Consider the following 21,526-nt stretch of genomic DNA (forward strand, 5'->3'; position numbering starts at 1 on the left):
GTGCTTTATGCAGGTCGATTCGTTACGTTTTAAATTAAGCGCCGGTATGGCGGTGCTGATCACGCTGGTGGTGTCTTTACTGACCGTGCTTGGTTGGTTTTCTACCAAAAGTAATAATGATGTGGCGATTGCGCTGCTCAATCAGTCGTTGCAACAACAGGCTGAGGCGACGCTTTCTGATGCAGCGGGTGGGATCGCACAAGAGACATCTGCGCTGATTAACCGCAATTTTGACCTGGCCCGGTCGATGTCTGCGCTGCTCAGCAGCACAGCGCATGGCAGTGGTGATACTCCTTACAGCCGTGAGCGGGTGCAGCAACAGGCCGGTGTCTTGCTACGCAGTAATGCAGGGATCAGCGCCTTGTACGCCCAGTTTGAAGCCAATGGTTACGACCAGGCAGACAGTCAGCACGACGGCAGTCAGCAACACAGCTCAAAGCAAGGCACCATGGAAATTTATTGGGTGCGCGATGGCCAGGACGTTAAGTTTGTTCAGGTGCCGGATCCAGCGGTGAAATATGTCGAAACGCGCAATCAATATGGCATTCGCGAAGCGGAATGGTACCTGTGCAGCCGCGACAGCCTGAAACCTTGTCTGATGGAACCTTATTTATGGGAGATCGCGCCTGGTAATTCGGTGTTGTTGACGTCGCTGGTCTATCCGGTGGTCAGCAATGGTACTTTCCGCGGTGTCGCCGGTGTCGATATGAACCTGCCGGTGTTGCAGGAATTGGTCGAGCGGCAGGCGGCGCAGTTGTATGGCGGCAAAGTAAAACTGTATCTGCTCAGTAAACATGGGCTGGTGCTTGCCAGCAATGTGCTGGCAAAGGATCTTGGTAAAGCTTTGCCGGATCTGGATAAAGGGTTGCACCAGCATCTGCAGCAACACAAAGCCGAACTTGCTGTGTATCAGGACGATTTAGTGATGAGTAGCCCACTGCGGGTCGATGCGGCGAATGCCGACTGGCAGGTGGTTGTTGCCGTCCCGCGCGCAGTAGCCCTCGCGGCAGCGCGACAGCTGGAGCAACAACTGAACAGCGCCGCCGACAGCACGTCGGGCCGCATGCTAATGCTCGGTCTGGCGCTGCTGGTGGCTGGGGTATTAATAGTTGCACTGTGGCTTAAACGTGCCATGACCCCGGTGATGCAGATGGGCCAGTTGATGCAGGAGCTGGCGGGCGCCGAGGGCGATCTGACCCGGCAGCTGCAAAGCCACAAAGCGCTGGAGCTGCGGCTGATGGCCGAGGGTTTTAATGCGTTCACAGCGAAATTAAGGCAGATGATCACTGCATTAAAACAATCGTCGGTGGCGCTGCAGGGCCAGTCAGATCATCTGGTAAAAATCGGTCAGAAAACCAATGACGCCACGCATTTGCAGGCGGCTGAGGTGCAAAGTGTCGCCTCGGCCATGCATGAAATGACGGCAACGGCGCATGAAGTGGCCAACCTGGCCAGCCGCACCGCGGAGGGTGCGCAGTCTAGCCTGCAGTCGTTGCAACAGGCGAATCAGTTGTTCCGCACCACAGTGTCGGCATTCGAAACGGTCGCCGCCGATTTTGAACAAACCCGCCAGGCCGTGCAGTCGGTGTCGCAAAGCAGTCAGCAAATCAACGGCATCATCGAAGTGATCCAGGCCATTGCCGAGCAAACCAACCTGCTGGCGCTGAATGCCGCCATTGAAGCAGCCCGCGCTGGTGAGCAAGGCCGCGGTTTTGCCGTGGTCGCCGATGAAGTACGCTCACTGGCGGCCCGTACGCACAGCTCGACCGACGAGATTAAAAAGCTGATCCACGATTTGCAGAAGCAGGTGGCCGGCACCGTTAGTCAAATCACCGCCAACACCAACAAAGTAACGGTCACGCTGCAGGAAGCGGAAACTTCTTATACCCAGTTGTCGGCAGCCACCAGCGGCATTTCGGCGATTGCCGATAATGCCTTTCAGGTGGCGGCGGCGGCAGAGCAGCAAAATCAGGTCAGTGAAGAGATCAACCGCAATATCACCGCGATTGATGATGCCACCCGGCAGCTGGAGCAGTTATCCGGCGACAATCTGCAAATTAGTCAGCAGATTGGCAATATCACCGATGATATCAATGGCCAGCTGGGTCGGCTGCGCAACTAAACACGGGCTGGTCCCGGCACAACCTTTGCAAATTCTGCCTCAGGCATCTTCACCTGAGGCGGAATAACATGTCACTGCAACTCCAGAGCACAGCCAGCCTGTGGTCGTCTACCACCGGGTTATCCGGCAATCTTGGCTTACTGCAACAAAATGCCGCTGATCCGGCAGAAAACGGCAACGACCTTAGCGCCGATTTTGCCGCGGCGATGGCGCAATCACAGACAGTGCAACAGCAACTCGCTGCTGCGCCGGCTGAACAGAAAGAGAAACAGGAATCCGTCAGTCCGTCTGGCGCCGGCCAGAGTAACGGTCAGAGTGTCAGCGGCAACAGCCAGACCGGCGGATCTGCAGGCAAAGAAGCCAATAGCGAACAAAACAGCGAGCAGGCGCAGAAATTTCTTGATGGCCTGATGGAGCAATTGTTGGCCAACCGGCTTGGGTTGAATAAAAAGGAAATGGACCGGCTGAAAGAAAAAATTGCCGAGCTGGAGCTTAAACGCAAAGAGCTGATGGCGCAGGCCAGTCAGGGCGGCGATTCAGCCAAACTGACCACCGCCATCACGCAAATCGATACGCAAATCAAGCAGTTACAGAAGCAGTTGGAACAGCTTATTCGCGAATACGAGCTGGCAAAAAACAACCCGGACGATGATAAACGGCGCGAATGGTCGGCGCAGAGTCTGGGTCAAAGCCTGGATCAAGCGTTGTAGCAGCACAATAACAAGGCGCAATCTTGACCTCGCCGGGTAGGGGGTGGCTCAGCGAAGCGCAACGCACCGAACAGTGATAAAGGTGCAATGCGCTGCGCTTATTGCACCCTAGGTGATTTCAGCTGGTACCTCACGGGTTTAACGCTGTTAGCTGATCTGGCCCGTCTGACGCGGCCGCGCCAGCAGTAATAACAAACCACACATCAGCACCAGCGGGGCCGGCGCCGGCACTGTGGCGCCGTCTGTGACTTGAAAGCTGGCACCGAGCCAATCCGGCGTTTGTAAATCGCCGCCTGCGGTCAATAAACCAAGATAGGCCGGGTCCAGATTCAGGCTGAACTGGCCGGTGCCAAGCGCTTTAAACTGGATGGTTGCCAGAATAAAACTGCCGTTTTGCTGCGCCGCCAAAGTGGCCAGTGCCGCTGCCCAGTCGGCATACTCTTCCAGCGCCAGACTGCCACCGGCCTGATCGGCAGAAGAGAACCGATAAGAGCCAAAGCCATCATCAAAGCCATTGCCAAAGCTGAAGTTCTGCAGCGCCAACTGGGTTGGCTGATATTGCAGTGCCAGGAAAAAACCGGTCAGCACGTCGCTGAGCGCGCTGGCGCGCAGTGTTGCGGTGATCAGCTCGCCGTGCTGATAACTGCTTTTGTTGGTTTCAATCTGAATGACGCCGGCTTGGGCCGTGCTGCAAAGGCCGCAAGCACTGGCAGCCAGCAACAGACCGCCCAGTAATTTTTTAAATTTATTCATGATGTTATTCCCAGTATTAAAAGATTAAGGCGCGATCGCACAGCGGGCGCGGTCACAGAGTTTGCTCATTGCGGTGACGTCACGCTGATCGACCTTTTTGTCACCGTTAAAATCCAAATCCATCGTCAGATTGGTTTTAGTGCGCAGGCGCTGGTTAAACAGGTCGATATCACGGCTGTCGACAGCGCCGTTTTTATCTAAGTCAGCCGGACGGAACAGACTGCAGTTGCCGGTTTTTGCGATTAGACAATCCAGCCACTGATGGAAACCCACATCAAAACTGCTGCCCCAGCGCGTCAGGATGTCCTGATAAGGTGTATAGGGCGGCAGCTCAGGCTCAGCGGTTTTTTGCTGGCCACAGGTCCAGACCCAATAGCCTGAACCCCAGGCGCTGTCGTCATATAACCAGCTCCAGTTATTGGCGATCGCGGTCGGTTTTTCCTGCCAGCCCCAGGCAAAGCTGCACGGTGCAGAAGAAATCACATACTTCGCGGCGCGTAAGGTTGGCAGCAGTGGCTGGTTGATTTCAGCGCGTTGACGCTCAAACATGTAACGCACCGCCAGATAACCCCAGTGATAAGTTCGGCTGGTATTGCTGTTGGCGTAGGTCGTTTGGAACAACTGGCTGAGCTGATAGGTTTTTTGTGGCGCTGCGGCCAACGCATTGGCATTGGTCGGCGGTTGTGACAGATATTCAGCCAGGCCTTCGCTCCACCAGACCGAATTTTCCGGCTGATCGCTGAAGCTGCCCCACTGGTTATAACGCCCGTCCAGATAGTGGATGTATTCGTGCTCTAAGTTCCACACCACAAAAGCCGGCTGCAGCCAGGTGGCCTGATAAGCGATAAAACGCGCCTGATTGTCCGGATCTGAAGGCGTGCCTTCGAGATACATCCCGCCATTATTGGTATTGATATCAAAGAATTGGCCAGCATAGTTCTGGTAGTCGGTCGAGGATTTGAAGATCACCATTTCCAGATCGGTATTCTGATCATTGGCCACCGGCTGATTGCTGTTAGTGCCAAAGGTTTGATGGAACAGCTGCTCTTCCGCACCCAGTTTGCTACAGATCTGGCTTAAGTTCGCGGCACTGATACTGCCCTGATAACGCAGTTTTAACGTGTCGCTGCACTGATGTCTGCCGGATAACACGGTATCTTCGAGATTAAAAGCGCAGGCGTTGCCGTACAAAGCGCAGTTGGCGCTGTCGTAGGCTTTGACCATGCCCTGCGCATTGACCCAGGCTTGTGAGCCGGTGCCGCCGTAGCTATAGGTACTTAGAATATGCTGCAGCGCCGGCCGCACCATATCCGCTACCGCGCCACCGAGTTTCAGCAGCCGGCCCAGTTCAGACACGGCATCATTCAGTTGATATTCGCGGGTATGACCGAGCAGCCACTGGCCATCGCTTAACACAAAATCGCGCAGCCGCGTGACGATTTGCGGCTGTTGCGCCAGCAAGGTTTGCAGTTCGTCAGAACCCTGATTGACTGCATTAAAATAATGCGTCAGCAGCTGGGTCATGCCGTTTTCTTCATAGGCGACGCCCCAGTTATTGGCGCGGTTAATGGTATTGGGATAACCGGTGATTGCTGCGCTGATGCGCGGTAAAAACTGCAGCGGGTTGGTGCCAGAGCTGTTCATTAAAATCAGCATTTCATAACGCAGCATAAAGTTGCGCGACGCCATGCCATCAAACTGCACAAAATGCGCGCCGTTGACATACTGGCTAAATGCTTGTTGCAGCTGGGTTTTGTAGCTGCTCTGGAAAGTGCGGCCACCACCGGATTCGGCCCAGTGCACAGCACGAAGGTAAGTAACCAGTTTTTCCAGCACCGCAGCACCGCTCGCGTCTGAGCCGTCAAATCCGGCCAGTTTGCTATTGATCGCCGTGGCGACGGTCAGCAGTTTCTGATCGCTGAAATGCGCAGTACCGACATACGCCATGTTGTACAGCTGATACAAACAGCCGGTCAGGCTGCTGTTACTGATCGCATCAATCAGCGCCTGATCCTGTAACGGCAACAAATCAGCCGGGCTGGCGCATCCCGCAGCCAGCTGGCTGTTATTTGGCTGCGCGTCGTTGCTGAGGTTTGATTTTGCTTGAGCGCTTAAAGCCGCTGCGGATTGCACATCGGCCGTTAAATACGCCTGCTGCGCCGCTGTTTGCCACTTGGCCGATAATGTCACGCCCTGATGTTCGGCATAAATCTGCGCCTGCACTTTTTCAAATTCAGCCGGCGACATCAACCGCGGCTGTTGCGGTGCTGTTTGAGTACTATGTTGCGCAGTAGACGTGGCCCTATGCGCTTGTTGTAATGCTAAACGCTGCTGCAGGTGTTGTTGCTGTAAATCCTGATTAATCTGTCCCGGATGCGACAAATTCACTTCCTGCGCCATGACCAGGCCACTACCGAGCAAAAGCGGCAGTAGAAGAGGTTTGAGTTTCATTATTTGTTCCCTGTTATGTGTCGTTATCGTTGTGTCGCCTGCGCAGGCTTCACAAACTTAGCACAAAGGATATTGTATACAATATCCTTTTATGGATTTATTTTGCGCGGAATTTCAGGTTTTTAAGATGAATTGGTTATAAAAGCAGCGGGGTGGGATGGGGGGAGGTTAGATACGTGTGTAGGTACGCGGGTAGGTACGCGCAAGCGAAGCGCCGCCGTACATGTAGCGTCGCTGGTCGTCACACGATGGCCACCACGTGGCGTGCTATCGAATCCAGCAAGTTCGAGACTTTAGGAGATCGCAAACTCAACAACCAAGATCTTAAACGGACCATATTTTGCGTAGGTACGCGCAAGCGAAGCGTCGCCGTACGATTGCCACCACCGGCCTCGCGTTAACAACTCCCAAATCCCGCCAAACCCAACCGCCGATCAAAACCCGTCACACCAGCCAATCAATCCGACAGCAGTTTTAAAGATGTTGTAAATGGAAGGTAATCAACTAACCCAGAGGCTATACCCGCACTTGGTACGAGCTGTATGAACAATATTGGGTACAAACGCTTGAGAGCCTTGGATTTTTGCGTTAGCGTGATGTTATCTGAAAAAGAAATCGAGGATGAACCACGTTTAAAAGCGCGGTTCGTTCTTTTGATGAAGTTGTTAAATTATTCCGGAGTATGAATGGAACTCAAAGATTTCATTAAGGAAGCAATTAAAGATATTTCTGAAGCAATTACTGAGAGTAATTCTGAGCTACAGGATCGTGGTGTAATTGTTAATCCGCGAAGAGTTGAAATAGAAAAGAATGACAAATCGAACTTGCTGGGCTACATCATATCGCGAAGTAAAAATTCAGACCCAAACTTTCTAAGGCCAGTTCATATGTTGAGCTTTGATATATCCGTAACGGCTACAACCAAACAAAATGGCAAAGAGGGTATAGGCGTTAATGTTGCTGGCATTAAACTGGGCAAGGACACTGACAAAGTAAGCTCAAATGATACAGCCAGCCGTTTAAGTTTCTCTATACCAATAGCACTGCCTGTCAGTGAAAAATAATTTAACAAGGCGCGGCACTTTGCGGCCTGCGGCCACGGCAACGCTCATTAAGGTTCGCGCGCGTGCGCTTATAGCTAGGGTAATACATGAAGAATACGGTATTAATTTTGGCAATTTTTCTATTAGGTTGCGAGGACAATTTTGGCGGATCTGGCAACTCTCAAAATTCGTTTCCTATTCCTGATGGATATTTCGCGGAAATGGACCGATGTAATAGGTTGGTGTCAGAATCGCCTAGTAAGAATGCATTTGATGTTGAAATTGGCTTACATGAACATGGCCGCCCTGCTGAATGGAATTCCCAACGTACCTATCTGGGGGATACGTGCCTTATAGCTTCTATAGGGCCAGGAATCTATAAAGATGAGAATGATGAGACTCCAGATTATTATTCTATAGATGTTGAACTAAGACAGATTGAAAAAAATAAAGATGGAGTAGCTAGTGAAGGCTGGCTCGTTCTTTATCAAAGAGATTTCAGAATAGAAGATCTACCAAGTGATTTTTTGAAGAGAGAAATTACTGAAGTTGTTAGCTATGACCCCACCGTAAGAAAGGCCATATTTAATATGGGAAATGGAATCTATGAATACAAATTACCCTAACAAATGGCTTAAAACGACGTCGGCGCAATCACCCCTCTGCGTTTTAGTCAGTCGTGAGCCCTTAATCGGTTTTTAAAGTTTTCGACAGGTTTAACAGCCAACACCAGATTAGGTCGCTTTATTCGTGCGGTTTCTCGCCTAGACAAAATTAAAACCCAAGTTGCGTTCTCTGTTTTCTTTCTGCTAGTTTATTTATCACTAATTTTTTACACACTCCAACCAGTACTTCCATCCCCATGAATCATAGAAATATCTTTAGAGTTTTAGTCATCACCACAAATTTGGCCTATGTCCTTTCTGCCTTTATCTTTGTTTTCCTCGACAATCAGCAACTGGAGGCAGCTTATGCAGCCTTGCCGCAAAGTTCTGATTTTGAAAGCTATTTGTCTGATACCTTGTTAGGTGTCATTGTGCTGACCGGCATAATCGCTATATGGGTTGCGTCTGTTGCAGGGTTGCTGCTGTTTAAAAACTGGGGGAGAACCTGTACTGTTTTAGGCTTTCTGGTTGGCTTGCCGTGGATTGCGCTAATGGGGCCAACGATTGAATTCGGTTGGGAGTCAGCGCTGAATGAATTACTGGCGGTTTGTAATGGAATCATTATCGCAAGCATGTACTTACCACCAATTTCGGCAGAGTTTAGCAAGGGCTTGCAGCAGGGCGCTGCGACGCGGCACAGCTTGTAAAGCGCGGTGTTTTTTCGCTAAACGCATCCGACTCCAATCTGAACAGCAACTTGCACTTGTCGTGAGAAGGACTGAACAAAGCGCCAATATGCAACTTTGGATCTGCTAAGCTCGGGCTGACTTCAGATAACTCACGCAGTGTATGTCAGCAGAAATCTATCAGCAGCTGTGGCAGCAATTTCAGTGTGCCTTGGCTCAGCATCAAATCGTCACTGACCCGTATTTGGATAACCTGGCTGACGACCGGCGGGGTATTACCGCTCTGGCTTTTTTGCAGCCGAATAGCCCAGCGGCCTGCAGCGAAGTGCAGGTTTTTCAGCAGCAGCTGGCTGCGCTGGAACCGGCGCAATATCTGCAACCGGCCAGCGAGCTACATCTGACCTTGCTGTCGATTGTTTCCTGCATTAGCGGATTTACCTTGCCGCAGAGTGACGCGGCGGCTTACGCCATAGTATTTCAGCGCGTACTGACTATGCTGCAGCAAGACATCATCGAGCGCAGGATCCCGCCGCTGCAGATTGAATTGCGCGGAGTTACCGCGTCGCCATCCTGTATTTTGTTGCAGGGTTTTGCCCAAGGCGAAGGTTTGAACCGGCTGCGCGACCAACTACGTCAGGCTTATCGCCAAAGTGGTTTGCATCACAGCATGGACAGTCGTTACCACCAACAAAGCGCGCACCTGACGTTGTGTCGCTTCCCCCGACCGCTGCAACAGCCAGAAGCGGTGCTGGCGCTGTGTCGGCAGTATCAGGATTATCTGTTTGGTCACCTGCCGCTACAGCAGATAGATCTGGTGTTTAACAACTGGTATTTGCACAGTGCTGTGACCTGGCCACTAGCTGCGGCAGAGCTGACGGCTTCGCCTGATTGGCTGGTGCCTGAGTCGCTATCGGACAACTGAGCCAGGCTAAATTAGCATCCGCTTTTTCCGGCAGAAAAACAAAAGGGCGGTCTGGACCGCCCTTTGTCATCTGATTTGATTACCCACTAAAAAGCATAACGTGCACTCAGTAACCAGCTGCGGACTGTATTGGCGTCAAGCCATTGCTGCTGATAACCCAGACCGGTCTGCCAGCTCGCTGCCAGGCGATAATTTAGCTGCGCACCGGCAAACAAGTCGGTTCCATCCTGTTTGGAGGTTAGAGTGGTGTTGCTCACACGGCTGCTGATTTCATGGTCCCAATTGATGATCCCGATAGGAACTTCCAGGCTCCACTGCGCGTTCTGCCACGGTGTGAAACGAGCTGCGACAGTCCAGCCTTGAGTGAGAACCGGGCTGACCGCCTTGACCTGCTCGTGATACTGCTGTGGCGTCAGACTGTCAGCGCTGATTTGACTGCTGGCTTCACCAGAGTCCTGATATCCCAGTTCCAGCGCCATATAGTGATTGAATTGATAACCGAGGCCCAGACCAAAAGTCTGGTCCTTGTCATCAAAAGCGCTAAGGCTGCCCGAGGGTAACTGAGCGGCAAGCTGGTTTCGCTGTGCATCTGTGTCGCTATAGCCAAAGGCCCCTTGCAGGTACCAGTCTGAACTGTGGCTAGCTGCGCTGTATGACAGTAACACCAGCGCCGCGCCAGCGACGGCTGAACGCCGGCGCGTCAGCACAACTGCGCCGAGCGCGAGTAGCATCCAGGTCGTCATGCTACCACCGCTGGATTTGTTATCGACCACAACATCCTGATAAGCCCGCACTGTCACTGAGACTGAAGACGTCGCAGTATCACCAGTACCGTCTTTCACGGTGTAGCTAATGGTATCCACGCCATTAAAGCCTGTCTTGGGTGTGTAGCGAAGACGTTGATCTGCCTCGATAGTCACGGTCCCTTGCAGCGCGCTGGCAGCACTGACTTTCAGTGCATCCCCATCGGCATCGGTATCATTTTTCAATACATCGATGAGGATTGGGCTTCTGTCATCAGTAGCTGCGCTATCCGGTGCTGCCACCGGTGCAGTATTGCTGAATACTGTCACGATCAGTTCGCTGCTCGCCGTGCCGCCTTTGCCGTCAGTAATAGTGTAAATTACCGTATCAGTGCCGACGAATTCGGCATTAGGTTTGTAGCTCAACTTCTGGTCAGCCAGAATGGTGACAGTGCCGAAGCTGCTGATGGCCTGAGTGACAGTTAACTTATCACCGTCAGCATCGGTATCATTACCAAGGACATTGACATCGATACTGCTGTCTTTTCGTACCGAGGTTTGATCTTTGACAGCTACCGGTAACTTGTTACCGTTCAGCCGGACCGCAACACCACCCGGGTCCACAATAGCACTATTGGCAATACCGTCAGCATCGTTCGGGCCACCGTCTTCAACCCGGACCTGAACACACCAATGACCTTCAGTTAAGCCGGCGCTCCATTGTGAGCCGCCCGGTGGTGGGCAGAAGCCACGCTCACCGGCCGCGCTGGACAATGAATTGCGTTCATTGCTGACAAAATCGACCCAGCCAGTCACGTCATTGTACTTGCGATAAACTGCATTGGCAGGTACCGGCAGCCGCTGTGGGATCACCAGACTATAGCTCTTACCTTGTTCCGGTAGTCCATACGCGATGAAATCGAAAATCCCGCCGATATTGACGGCAGCTTTATCGGTTTCTATGGCATCTTTTGCTATCTGCAAGCCACCTGCATCAGTGGACGCTGCCACAGTTCCGAGCCGCAAACAGACGCCCGGATCACCTTCGGCGACAAACTGAGTCTGTCCCAGTAACTCGGTTGGCATCACGTTACATTCGCTGATGGCATCCTGATAATCCGGAATACCATCGGCGTCTGAATCGGCAAAACCTTCCTGATTATCCGGAATTAAATCGCCGTCGCTGTCGGTTGTGCCCAGCGTCGGCAGGGCAGGCCGGACCACAACAAAGACCTGTGAGGTCGCCGACAGGTTGGGGGTGCCGGTATCTGTGGCTGTATAACTGATTTGATACAACCCTGGGCTGTGTTGCGCCGGGTCAAAACTGAATTGGCTCTGGTCTGCGCTGCTATTTTGCAGTGTGCCGCCATTCCAGACACCGCTCAGCTGGTCTTGCGGGTTGCTGTCCGTCACCGTAGCAGTCACAGTCACCACGCCGTCTGCGGCAGACACGGTCAGGCGGTTTTCCACTTTCTGCTGCACATTTAATGACACAACAGGGGCGACATTGGCTTCACTGATCTGAATGCGGCTACTGCGCTTACTGCCACGGTTCACACTACTATCCAGCGTCACAACGATGTCTTCAGATGCTTCCGCAACTCCGTCTTCCAGCACGTTAAAGCGAATGATTGCGGACAGTCCTGAGCTAATTTCAGCCACACCTGATGTCAGTGTGTGATCGTTGCCACCAGCGTTGCCGCTGACTGTATAAGGCACAGATACCGGATAAACCGGCGCCGGGCCGTTTAAAAGTACCTGAACTTCAACCTCATTGCCTTCGGTGACCAGCTGATCTTTACTCAGCGATACTAACGGGTTGACCCGCACGTTTTGCGCTTTAGTAGCGGTATTGCCTTCAGAGTCAGTTGCTTGCCAGTAAACGATATGCTCGCCTGGTGCAAAGAACAGACTACCGTTGATCAGCCCCACGCGTAGCCGGCGACCATTACGGTCAACCGCTGTAGCAGTGCCTAGCGGCACCCGGGTAAACAGCGCTGTTGCATTGGTGGTGATATCGGCCGGCACAGTAATGACCGGCAGATTGCTGGCATCGCCTCCGCTAATCGTCAGGTTGACAGTGGCAGTATCACGGCCACCTTTACCGTCCGTAGCTGTGTAGCGCAGGCTGACAGGGCCCGCATAGAGCGCAGGAGCTGTCAGAGTTAAGCCTTGGGCATTAAAGCTGACGGTACCGACTGAACTTGATGCACCATCAATACTTAACTTGTCACCGTCGATATCGGTGTCATTGGCTAACACTGCCAGTTGGTACTGATTATTGGCTGTGCGTTGCAGGTTAAAGCTGTCATCGGTAACCACAGGATTATCGTTGACCGCTGTCACCGTCACGCTGACAGTAGCAGTATTTGAGCTTAAGGCTCCGTCCTTCGCCACAAAGCCAATACTGTCTGTGCCATTGTAGTTTTCCGCCGGTGTGTAGGTCAGCGTTGCGCCTTGCAGCGTCACACTGCCATGTGCCGGTTGTGACACGATGTCATAAGTCAGCGGATCCTGATTGGCGTCCCGCGCCGTCAGGGTCAGTGTCAATACTGTGTCTTCTGCCAGCGTCGCTGTGCTGTCTGACGCGACAGGTGCAACATTTTTGGCTTTCACTGTCAGATTAAACGCAGGCAGACTGGCACTGGCTTTACCATCGGACACGCTGATAACGATGCCTGAAGTCACGCCTATATCAGCGCTGGCCGGTGTACCACTTAACTGGCCCGTCCTGGCATTAAAGGTCGCCCAGGTTGGTTTATTACTGATGCTAAAGTTCAGGGTATCCGCAGTATCCGCATCGCTCGCCACAGGCGTAAAGCTGTAGAGCGCGTCTGTATCCACAGTGCTTGCCGGTGTACCGCTGATGACCGGTAGCTGGTTCGCCTGCAGGACCGTCAGACTAAACGCAGGCAGACTGGCACTGGTCACACCGTCACTGACACTAATTACGATACCGCTGGTGGTGCCAATGTCCGCTTTGCCCGGTGTGCCAGATAAGGCACCAGTGCTGGAAGAGAAGCTGGCCCAGGCCGGTTTGTTACTGATAGTGAAGGTCAGAGTGTCACCATCAGAGTCAGCTGCGGCCGGCACAAAACTATATCCAGCCCCCTCGATCGCAGTGGTCGCAGGTGAGCCACTGATGGTCGGTGCTGAGTTGGGCACTTCAGGCGTGACGATATTTGATGCTGCTGACGCAGTACTGATGCCTGCCGAGTTAGTTGCCGTCACTGTAAACGTATAAGCAGTACCATTGTTTAATCCGCTGACAGTCAAAGGTGAAGCGCTCCCGGTGGCGGTCGCCCCCCCTGGACTCGCTGTGACTGTGTAAGCCGTAATTGCTGCGCCACCTGCACTGGCTGGTGCACTGAAGCTGACCGTGGCTGAGGCATTTCCTGCCGTGGCAGTGCCAACAGCTGGCGCGCCCGGTACCACCGCATTCACAGTGAAGCTACGGCTGACCTGAGTCGCAGCTAAATAGCTGGCATTGCCTGCCTGGTCAGCATGGATGGTACAAGTGCCCGCAGTCACAAAAGTTAGTTGCCCACCGGTAGTGATGGTACAGACTGAAGTCGTCGACGAGGTAAGGGCAACGGTCAGGCCTGAGGCATTTGTGGTTGCGCTTAACGTTGGCGTGGTACCAAAGTTTTGTGGGCCAGGGTTATTAAAGGTTATCGTCTGGGGTGCTGCTGGTGTCACTGAATTCGACGCGGCAGAGGCAGGGCCAAAACCTGCCATATTTTCTGCTTCGACCGTGAAGGTATAAGTCTGGCCATTGGTTAACCCTGTCACTACAATAGGTGAGCTTGTGCCCGTTACAGGTCCTGCATCAGCCGGAGTGACAGAGACGACATAGCCAGTGATGTTGGTGCCGCCGCTATTCGCAGGGGGCGCAAACGCCACGCTCGCCTGAGTATCCCCAGCTGTGGCTACCACGCTGGTTGGGACTGTGGGCGGTATTGGGTTTACGAGAAAAGACCGGCTGACCTGAGCGGCCGGTAGAAAAGCAGAATCACCCGCCTGATTAGCATTGATGGTACAAGTGCCGGCGCTGACAAAGGTCAGGACCCCGCTGCTGGTCACAGTACAAACAAGGGGTGTGGTGGATGTAAAAGTGACGTTATATCCCACGCCAGCTGAAGAGCTGGCCATCAATGTTGGTGTGGCACCAAAGGTTTGTGCCCCCGGCGTGTTAAAGGTGATGGTTTGCGGCGCCGCTGGCGTAATGGCGTTGGATGGCGCAGACGCTGCACTAGGCCCCGCCGAGTTGGCCGCAGTGGCCGTGAAGGTGTAGGTGACACCATTCGTCAGGCCTGTCACCGTAATTGGCGAAGCCGAACCAGTACCGGTTGCACCACCAGGGTTGGCGGTAACTGTGTAGCCGCCAGCAAGGACAGGCGCTCCTCCGGTGCTGGCCGGCGCGCTAAAGGTCACTGTCGCCTGGGTATTCCCTGCTGTTGCAGTACCAATAGTTGGTGCATCTGGGGCTATCGGGTTGACGTTGAATGTGTGGGAGATTCTGGGGGCCGGGCTGGTTGCTGCATCACCCGCTTGGTCAGCATCAATAGTACAGCTACCGGCAGTGACAAAAGTCAGAGTGCCGCCACTGGTGGTGGTACAGACAGCCGTTGTCGACGAGCCAAAAGAAACGGGCAAGCCATCAGTCCCGGTGGAAGAGGTCGCTGTTGCGGTCAGTGTTGGCGAAGTGCCAAAGGTTTGCGCGTTTGGATTCGCGAAGGTAATGCTTTGATTGCCTTTTGGTATTGCTGAGTTCGACGCACCTGACACTGTACTGGTGCCAATCGCATTTGTCGCAGTGACCGTAAATGTATAAGGGGTGCCGTTAGTCAGGCCAGCTACTGTAATTGGTGAACTGGTAAAGCCGTTGCCACCCGCCGTAATTCCACCCGGGGTCGACGTCACGGTATAACCGGTGATCGCTGAGCCGCCATTGTTCACAGGTGCTGTGAAGGCAACAGAGACCTGACCATCCCCCCCTGTTGCCGTGCCGATAGACGGTGCATCAGGTGCTGTTGGTATCGCGACATTATGAAAAGTCCCGCTGGTATAGGCTGCCGGAGCGGCATTCCCGGCAAAATCACTGATATTGGTTGAGCCGTTCAGGTTCAGCTTGATAGTGCCACTGCCTGTAATGCCATTCACTGTCACTGTGACATTTGAGCCTGAAGTTGCAGATACATTGGCGATAGTGCCGGTAGCGCCACCTGTTGTACCCAGTGCAAAGTCATCGGTCGAAATATTAGCCACTGACTCACTAAAGTTTACAATGAAAGCCACGCTGCTATCGGTTGACAATGCACCGCCTGCTGGCGCCGTACTGGTGACTGAGGGGGTGAGCCCATCCACCACTAAGGCTTTGTTATTCCCTAATGAGTTAGCAGCTCCGGGACTTGCCAGTGTCAGGATGGCACTATTAGTAGCAGCATCGCTGATAGTGCCACCATTTAATGCCAGGGAATTGGTTGCTACATAGTCCAAATCAGCGTTGCCATCACCCGCCTGCACTGTGTAATTGAAAGTTAGCGTGCTGGAACCACTGCCACTAGCGTAGTTAACCGTGCGGTCTGTGCTGCCGGTCTCCAGCGTCAATTGTGGCGTGCCTGTCACGTTAACCACTTCGCTGAAATTGACTTGCACACTGATGACATCGCCCACTTTATAACTACCGTTGGCAGTGCTGGAGCTGACCGAGGAAACCGTGGGGGCAACACCATCGATCACGATATTTTTATTGGCCCCCAGCGAATTGGCGGCACCGGGTGTTGCCAAGGTCAAGACGGCGTTATTGAACGAACTGTCACGAATAGTGGCGCCATTCAGCACCAATGAACTTGGCACATAATCCAGATCAGCAGAGGTATCACCCGCCTGGACCGTATAACTGAAGTTCAATGTGCTGGAACCCGATCCGGACGAATAATTTAGAGTGCGATCCGTAGCGCCGGTTTCAAGCGTTAATTGTGGCGTACCGCTGGCAACAACAACGTTCTCGCTGAAATTCACTTGCACACTGATGACATCGCCAACTTTGTAAGTGCCATTGGCCGTGCTGGAATTAACCGAGCTGACGGTGGGTGGTGTTGCGTCTTGGGTGGCATCAAAGCTTTTTAGACCTAAATACGCCTTATGCGACCCACTAGCATTAACAAATGTCAGTCGGAATTTTGTGAGGTTGACCCCGACAAAGTTGGCCAGGTGACTCCCCGAGGTAAAGGTGAAATTATTCACCGCAGCGGTGTCGTTGGTGATGGCTGTGGATTCTATTGTCCCGCCGCCGGAGACGTAACCAATCACTTTCACACTGCTAAACGTGTAGCTACCGGCAAACTCCTGCGCGACTACCTGGCTTAGTTGAAATGAGCCGCTGGATCGTCTCACCTCAATGTGGTTCGTCCCGGTCACGGTTTGGTTTAGCGTCGGTGCCGCATAGGCATAGTTAGGAACATTCGAGACGCCAACGGTGGTACCACCGTAGCCATTGTCATGCACGAAACCGCAAACGATATAACCACTTTGCGAAAGCGATTTGTAATTATACGTATTTGAAGGGGTATCATCGGGACAGTTGGTTGTAGAGTTGGCCGCATGATAGGTAAAAGTGGAGAGATTATAACTCGCCAGCACACCCGAAAAATCCTTCAACGCCTTTTCCGAAAACGCTAATTCCGTTTCAATATTGCCGCGTTGGATTTCTAAATCCCAATCTGCTGCCTGTGCAAGGTTACCGGTCAGGTCGTTGGAGGCGGCAATATCAAGATGGGTATGGTGCTGCACAATATCCAATAAGGCTTCGCCAGCTTCGGTTGCGGCCAAATCACAACCGTACAACAGTAAATCGCCGCCTTCGCGCACCGCGCCATTCAGGGCCGCAAACATTTCCACTTCAGTTTTCAGAGTTTCGGCTGAGATGCTTGAGTTGCCAAGTTGCAGTTGGCCAGCCTGCGCGTGCGACACAATATGCAATGCTGCCAGGTTCTTATAATTCGCTAAAATAGCTTTGAGTTGTGTCAGTCCGGCAGCTGAAGAGGAGATTTCGACAATAGCTACGCCGGGTTTTACCGCGCGGTAAAATTGATGTTTATCTGGGACCGCCGCATCGATAATAACTAATTCATGAGCCGGCATTGCGGACATGATGCCCAGCTCATCAGTGCTGGCTAGAGTAGAGTCGCGAGACTTCTTACTGATTAAAACAGGTTTATCAAATGCACCAGACGCAGGCGTTCCGGCATTCAGATATGAGCGCTGATAGCCAGGGGCTGATTGCGCGGGACCGCAATAAAGCCCTAAAGGCATCAACAACGAGGAAAGCCCCATCAGTAGTTTGTTAGCCATAATAGTTTCCTGTCCTGAATGGTATTACAACAGACGTTGTGTCTTTTTACTGGCGATAATATTGGCGCCGGTGCCGGTTGCATCCTGCCAAAAATCCATTTCTTGGTACTTCACAAATAAGTCAGGCGGCAAAATACTGCGCCGGGCTTTAAATTCCACTTTTTTCCTGACCTGATGCAGGCCCTTCACACCAAGCTGCTGGTCAAATTCGCTCTCGTTGTAGTCCACTTGGTCAAAATCATGGGGAAACAGTGGTTCACCAATAAACTGGTAAATCAGTTCAATGGTTCTGGCTGGTTTTTGTGTTAGTAGGTCGTAATCGACCAGCAATAAACGATCGGAAAACTCACCATAATAGGCTTCTTTTAATGCGGTCCAGGCGCTACCAACAGTGCCGTTTGCACTAATTAAAGAGTCGCAGCGGCTATACACTGTCTGGCGGGAGGCTGCGTTGAACATCCGGCTGTAATCAAAAGGGTTTTTCCGGTAGATTTTTTCGAAGCTATCCATCACCCAGGCAGGGTTTCGCACACAGCAGATCACTTTAAAGTCATCAAACAACTCCACCAGCTGATGCAGCCGGGCTGTCCACTGCCTGTTGGTGTCGAAAATAACCGGGTTTGAGATATCACTGTAGTAAGCCTGAAACAATGCTTTCGAAATCGCTTTGCGCTTTTGTTCATTAAAAAAAGTGTAGGATTCACTGTTTGCACCCATTTGCTCCAGTGCGCCGTTCATCAGTGCAGCCACGGGACTACTGATTGACGCGTGAAATTTCGGGTTTTGTTTTAAAATGCCGGATAACAGAGTTGACCCGGAGCGGGGTAATCCTGAAATAAAATGATACTTCTGCGTCACATTCAAATCCTTTGACAGCTGCATTTATTGAATTTTTGGTGTCTGACTAACGGCAAAAAAATCATCGGTGAAGCCCGAAGCTGCGCATAACATACATCATGTGATGCATATCACAAATCAACCCTATTTTAGGTGCAAAATGACGTATTTGCATCATGTATAACAGTTTAATTACTGACGGATGTTTTTTTCATCCTTAAGATGTTTAGGTATGTGAGAGCCGAAATAGCGCAATTTCCAGTCGTTCGACAAGTAATAGAAAAAAGGACAACTCTGGTTTCATCGTCAGAATGACTGGTAAACTGCATTCAGTTTTTGTCAGCATTTACAGATTTAGGCGGCCAAGGAGCGCCCTTGCGTGTACAATCGAGGGTTCAGGCTTTACGCCTTTACTGTTGACTGCCCCTCTGTAGGAATTCCGATGAAAAAAACCTTCACTTTCGCCCATCCTAAACTGCAACCTGCCCGCGTTGCAGACTCGATCAAACATGAAATTAAAAAATACTTAAACCGGGAACGCCGTAAGCCGCTGCCGGCTGGTATGGATTACTGGACCTTTGATTGCCGGTTTGGCGCGTCCGCTGACACAGCCGCAAAAGTGTTTACCCCTGAAATCAATAAACATATTGATGCGGCAATGGCGCAGGAACTGACTGAGTTTTATGTCGAAATTCTGGCCCGTGCTTGTCAGCATCAGCCACGCACAAACGCAGAGTAAATCAGCCGCGTTGCACAAAATGCAAACAAAGCTCTGCCTGGACGGCGAAATGCTGTATATTCCGCCCCTCATTTTTTGACTGTAGCAATTCTACAGAGGATTTTTTATGCAATTTTCATCTTTAGATTTGGCTCCGGATCTGCAGCGCGCGCTGACAGAATGCGGCTACAGCGAAATGACTCCGGTGCAGGCACAAGCCATTGTGCCGGCGCGTCGTGGTAAAGATTTACAGGTTACGGCGCAAACCGGTACCGGCAAAACCGCTGCTTTTGCGGTGCCAGTGTTACAGCGCATGCTCGACACGCCAAAACCTACCCAGGAAAAACGGCCACGCTGCCTGATCCTGACACCAACCCGTGAACTGGCGGAACAAATCGCCGACAATATCACGGCCTATGCCAAACACTTACCAATCAGTATCACCGCGTTATACGGCGGCGTGAAAATGGGCGGTCAGGCCAATAAACTCAATGCCGGTGTTGATATTGTGATCAGCACACCAGGCCGCTTGTTAGAGCATATGTCGCTTGGCAATGTGATTTTATCTGACGTCGAATTTGTCGTGCTGGATGAAGCTGACCGGATGTTAGATATGGGTTTCAGCGCCGACGTGCTGAAACTGCTGCAAATGACCGCGACTAAACGTCAGACCATGCTGTTTTCTGCTACCACTTCACCAGCGGTGAATGAGCTGTCGCATAAAATTCTGCATAACCATCAGCAAATTCGTGTGACCAAGGTCAACAGCACCGCAGACACCGTGCACCATGTGGTGTATCCGGTGGAAGAAAGCCGCAAAATCGAATTATTTGAACAGCTGCTGGCCGAGCAGAACTGGTTCCAGGTGCTGGTATTCACCAGTACCAAAGAGCAGGCCGACCGTCTGCTGGCCGGTCTGCAACAGCGTAAAATCAATGCCGCTGTCTGCCATGGTGATAAAAGCCAGGGCGCACGTCGCCGCGCCATTGCTGAGTTTAAATCAGCGAAATTACAGGTATTGATCGCCACTGAAGTGGCGGCCCGCGGCCTGGATATCCAGGGCCTCGATTACGTAGTGAATTTTAACCTGCCGTATTTACCGGAAGATTATGTGCACCGCATTGGCCGCACCGGTCGCGCCGGTGCCTCTGGTCATGCCGTGTCTTTTGTCAGCCGCGAAGAAGAGCTGACGTTAGAGCGCATCCAGAAACTGATTGGCAGCAAAATCAGCCGCGTGATTAAACCAGGTTTTGAAGTGAGCAACCGCGTGTCGTTACTGAAAAGCATTTCGCGCAAAGTAGTCTCAGGCCGTTCGAACAAAGCCAGTGAAACCTTTATTGAACTGGGCAGTTCAGGTAACGCCCAGCCAAAAGGCAAACCACGTCGCAGCAAACCAGCGCATGAAGCCGGCAGCGACGCAGCGAAAAAGCCAGCGGCAAGACCACAGCAGCTGAAAAAGCCAACTGCTCCAAAAAAACCGGCCGCTGGTAACAGCAATGGCCGTGGCAAACGCGCTTCTTAATTCACTGCTCTGATAAAACTAATGCCGCCACAGCTTGCTGTTGGCGGCATTGTTTTTTCTGCGCCGCCTTATTTACGGCTGGCGGATAAAATTCAGCAAATCTTCAATCAGTCGCAGTTTATCGCTGACAAACAGGCCATGCGGCGCGCCGGCGTATTCCAGCAAGGTTGCTTGGGCTATCGCCTTGGCGGCCAGCCGGGCCGAGGCGTCGATCGGCACTGTGTGATCTTCGGTGCCGTGAATGATCAGCGTCGGCACTTTAAAATGAGCCAGATCCGGGCGGAAATCGGTGCTGGAAAACGACTTCAGGCAAGCCAGCGTGGCCTTAAAACTGGCCTGCAGCGCGATCGTCTGCATCTGCGCCAGTAACTCGGCGCTGATCTGACGGCCCGGCTGGTCGGCACCAAAAAAGCTGCGGAAAAACTGACTGAAGAATTTGGCGCGGTCGGTATGCAGCAGCCGGGCGGTGTCGTCAAACGCCGATTGCGCGGTACCGGCCGGATTGTCCGGGGTTTTCAGCCGAAATGGGACTACCGAGGAAATTAGCGCAGCTTTGGCCACAGATTTGCCGCCATGGCGCGACATGTAACGCGCCACTTCACCACCGCCCATCGAAAAGCCGGCAATGATCGCGTCTGAGGCTCCGGTATGGTCGATCACCGCGGCCAGGTCGTCACTGAGTGTGTCGTAGTCGTAACCGCTCCACGGCTGCGCCGAGCGGCCAAATCCGCGCCGGTCATAGGCGATAGCGCGAAAACCGGCATTGGCAATTTCCATCGCCACTTCATCCCAGCTGTCGGCCGATAAGGGCCAGCCATGGATCAGAATGACCGGCTGGCCGCTGCCCCAGTCTTTGACATAAAGTCTGGTGTTATCTTTGCCGCTGATATAGTTCATGCCGTTGCTCCTTCGTGGGTCACATATCGCTGCGGCCATACGCTGCGCCGGCGCTTTCGCTGAATATATCTGTGATCTGCGCTGCGCACTGTGCGCCAGCAAACCGATAGCGTAATTCCACCGGGCTGTGGTTTTCAGCTGCGGTTGGCGGCAGGTAAAAA

General features: G+C 52.5%; 13 protein-coding genes. 8 read left to right on the forward strand and 5 right to left on the reverse strand.

Annotation, left to right across the window (positions count from 1 at the left end):
- The first annotated feature begins 7 nt into the window (after window positions 1–7).
- Together ACQ66Q_RS18915 and ACQ66Q_RS18920 are read left to right on the forward strand one after the other, a co-directional pair.
- Window positions 8–2,122 (forward strand): methyl-accepting chemotaxis protein, encoded by a 2,115-nt coding sequence (locus tag ACQ66Q_RS18915; RefSeq protein ID WP_430458208.1) that lies wholly within the window; start codon window positions 8–10, stop codon window positions 2,120–2,122.
- 68 nt (window positions 2,123–2,190) lie between these two features.
- Window positions 2,191–2,832 carry a hypothetical protein gene (locus ACQ66Q_RS18920; RefSeq protein ID WP_430458209.1) on the forward strand — a complete coding sequence of 214 codons (642 nt, stop codon included), beginning with the start codon at window positions 2,191–2,193 and terminating at the stop codon, window positions 2,830–2,832.
- Between the two features lie 147 nt (window positions 2,833–2,979).
- Here the strand turns inward: ACQ66Q_RS18920 and ACQ66Q_RS18925 are convergent, their stop codons facing one another.
- Together ACQ66Q_RS18925 and ACQ66Q_RS18930 are read right to left on the reverse strand one after the other, a co-directional pair.
- Window positions 2,980–3,585: a hypothetical protein gene (locus ACQ66Q_RS18925; protein ID WP_430458210.1), complete on the reverse strand. Its 606-nt coding sequence runs from the start codon at window positions 3,583–3,585 to the stop codon at window positions 2,980–2,982.
- 24 nt (window positions 3,586–3,609) lie between these two features.
- On the reverse strand, window positions 3,610–6,036 hold the full coding sequence (locus ACQ66Q_RS18930; protein ID WP_430458211.1) for a collagenase: 2,427 nt from the start codon (window positions 6,034–6,036) through the stop codon (window positions 3,610–3,612).
- 686 nt (window positions 6,037–6,722) lie between these two features.
- On the opposite strand from ACQ66Q_RS18930, the gene ACQ66Q_RS18935 reads away from it, so the two are divergent.
- The 4 genes from ACQ66Q_RS18935 to ACQ66Q_RS18950 all read left to right on the forward strand — a co-directional run bounded on the left by ACQ66Q_RS18935 (window position 6,723) and on the right by ACQ66Q_RS18950 (window position 9,292).
- Window positions 6,723–7,100, forward strand: coding sequence for a hypothetical protein (locus ACQ66Q_RS18935; RefSeq protein ID WP_430458212.1), 378 nt, complete (start codon window positions 6,723–6,725; stop codon window positions 7,098–7,100).
- A gap of 86 nt (window positions 7,101–7,186) precedes the next feature.
- A complete protein-coding gene (locus ACQ66Q_RS18940; RefSeq protein ID WP_430458213.1) occupies window positions 7,187–7,705 on the forward strand; it encodes a hypothetical protein in 519 nt (172 codons plus the stop codon).
- Between the two features lie 236 nt (window positions 7,706–7,941).
- Entirely contained in the window at window positions 7,942–8,391 is a 450-nt protein-coding gene (locus tag ACQ66Q_RS18945; RefSeq protein ID WP_430458214.1) for a hypothetical protein, read from the forward strand.
- 142 nt (window positions 8,392–8,533) lie between these two features.
- The gene (locus ACQ66Q_RS18950) at window positions 8,534–9,292 is read left to right on the forward strand and encodes a 2'-5' RNA ligase family protein (RefSeq protein WP_430458215.1); all 759 of its coding nucleotides are present in this window, start codon (window positions 8,534–8,536) and stop codon (window positions 9,290–9,292) included.
- Between the two features lie 86 nt (window positions 9,293–9,378).
- Here ACQ66Q_RS18950 and ACQ66Q_RS18955 read toward each other — a convergent pair whose 3' ends face one another.
- Both ACQ66Q_RS18955 and ACQ66Q_RS18960 read right to left on the reverse strand, forming a co-directional pair.
- On the reverse strand, window positions 9,379–17,391 hold the full coding sequence (locus ACQ66Q_RS18955) for an Ig-like domain-containing protein (RefSeq protein ID WP_430458216.1): 8,013 nt from the start codon (window positions 17,389–17,391) through the stop codon (window positions 9,379–9,381).
- 24 nt (window positions 17,392–17,415) lie between these two features.
- Window positions 17,416–18,249 (reverse strand): sulfotransferase family protein, encoded by an 834-nt coding sequence (locus ACQ66Q_RS18960; protein ID WP_430458217.1) that lies wholly within the window; start codon window positions 18,247–18,249, stop codon window positions 17,416–17,418.
- Window positions 18,250–18,670: 421 nt separating this feature from the next.
- Here ACQ66Q_RS18960 and ACQ66Q_RS18965 point away from each other — a divergent pair, with 421 nt between their 5' ends.
- Window positions 18,671–18,967 carry a DUF6172 family protein gene (locus ACQ66Q_RS18965; protein WP_377240609.1) on the forward strand — a complete coding sequence of 99 codons (297 nt, stop codon included), beginning with the start codon at window positions 18,671–18,673 and terminating at the stop codon, window positions 18,965–18,967.
- 106 nt (window positions 18,968–19,073) lie between these two features.
- Window positions 19,074–20,468, forward strand: a complete 1,395-nt coding sequence (locus ACQ66Q_RS18970) for a DEAD/DEAH box helicase (RefSeq protein ID WP_430458218.1) — start codon at window positions 19,074–19,076, stop codon at window positions 20,466–20,468.
- A gap of 72 nt (window positions 20,469–20,540) precedes the next feature.
- Here ACQ66Q_RS18970 and ACQ66Q_RS18975 read toward each other — a convergent pair whose 3' ends face one another.
- On the reverse strand, window positions 20,541–21,365 hold the full coding sequence (locus tag ACQ66Q_RS18975; RefSeq protein ID WP_430458219.1) for an alpha/beta fold hydrolase: 825 nt from the start codon (window positions 21,363–21,365) through the stop codon (window positions 20,541–20,543).
- Between the last annotated feature and the right edge of the window lie 161 nt (window positions 21,366–21,526).

Source organism: Rheinheimera sp., assembly GCF_965283995.1.
In the GTDB taxonomy this organism is placed as follows: domain Bacteria; phylum Pseudomonadota; class Gammaproteobacteria; order Enterobacterales; family Alteromonadaceae; genus Pararheinheimera.

Excerpts from the sequence above, each read along its gene's own strand:
- ACQ66Q_RS18945 (WP_430458214.1), top strand. The coding sequence starts at position 7,942 with ATGAATCATAGAAATATCTTTAGAGTTTTAGTCATCACCACAAATTTG.
- ACQ66Q_RS18965 (WP_377240609.1), top strand. The coding sequence starts at position 18,671 with ATGAAAAAAACCTTCACTTTCGCCCATCCTAAACTGCAACCTGCCCGC.
- ACQ66Q_RS18955 (WP_430458216.1), bottom strand. The coding sequence starts at position 17,391 with ATGGCTAACAAACTACTGATGGGGCTTTCCTCGTTGTTGATGCCTTTA.
- ACQ66Q_RS18950 (WP_430458215.1), top strand. The coding sequence starts at position 8,534 with ATGTCAGCAGAAATCTATCAGCAGCTGTGGCAGCAATTTCAGTGTGCC.
- ACQ66Q_RS18925 (WP_430458210.1), bottom strand. The coding sequence starts at position 3,585 with ATGAATAAATTTAAAAAATTACTGGGCGGTCTGTTGCTGGCTGCCAGT.
- ACQ66Q_RS18970 (WP_430458218.1), top strand. The coding sequence starts at position 19,074 with ATGCAATTTTCATCTTTAGATTTGGCTCCGGATCTGCAGCGCGCGCTG.
- ACQ66Q_RS18940 (WP_430458213.1), top strand. The coding sequence starts at position 7,187 with ATGAAGAATACGGTATTAATTTTGGCAATTTTTCTATTAGGTTGCGAG.
- ACQ66Q_RS18920 (WP_430458209.1), top strand. The coding sequence starts at position 2,191 with ATGTCACTGCAACTCCAGAGCACAGCCAGCCTGTGGTCGTCTACCACC.
- ACQ66Q_RS18915 (WP_430458208.1), top strand. The coding sequence starts at position 8 with ATGCAGGTCGATTCGTTACGTTTTAAATTAAGCGCCGGTATGGCGGTG.
- ACQ66Q_RS18975 (WP_430458219.1), bottom strand. The coding sequence starts at position 21,365 with ATGAACTATATCAGCGGCAAAGATAACACCAGACTTTATGTCAAAGAC.
- ACQ66Q_RS18930 (WP_430458211.1), bottom strand. The coding sequence starts at position 6,036 with ATGAAACTCAAACCTCTTCTACTGCCGCTTTTGCTCGGTAGTGGCCTG.
- ACQ66Q_RS18935 (WP_430458212.1), top strand. The coding sequence starts at position 6,723 with ATGGAACTCAAAGATTTCATTAAGGAAGCAATTAAAGATATTTCTGAA.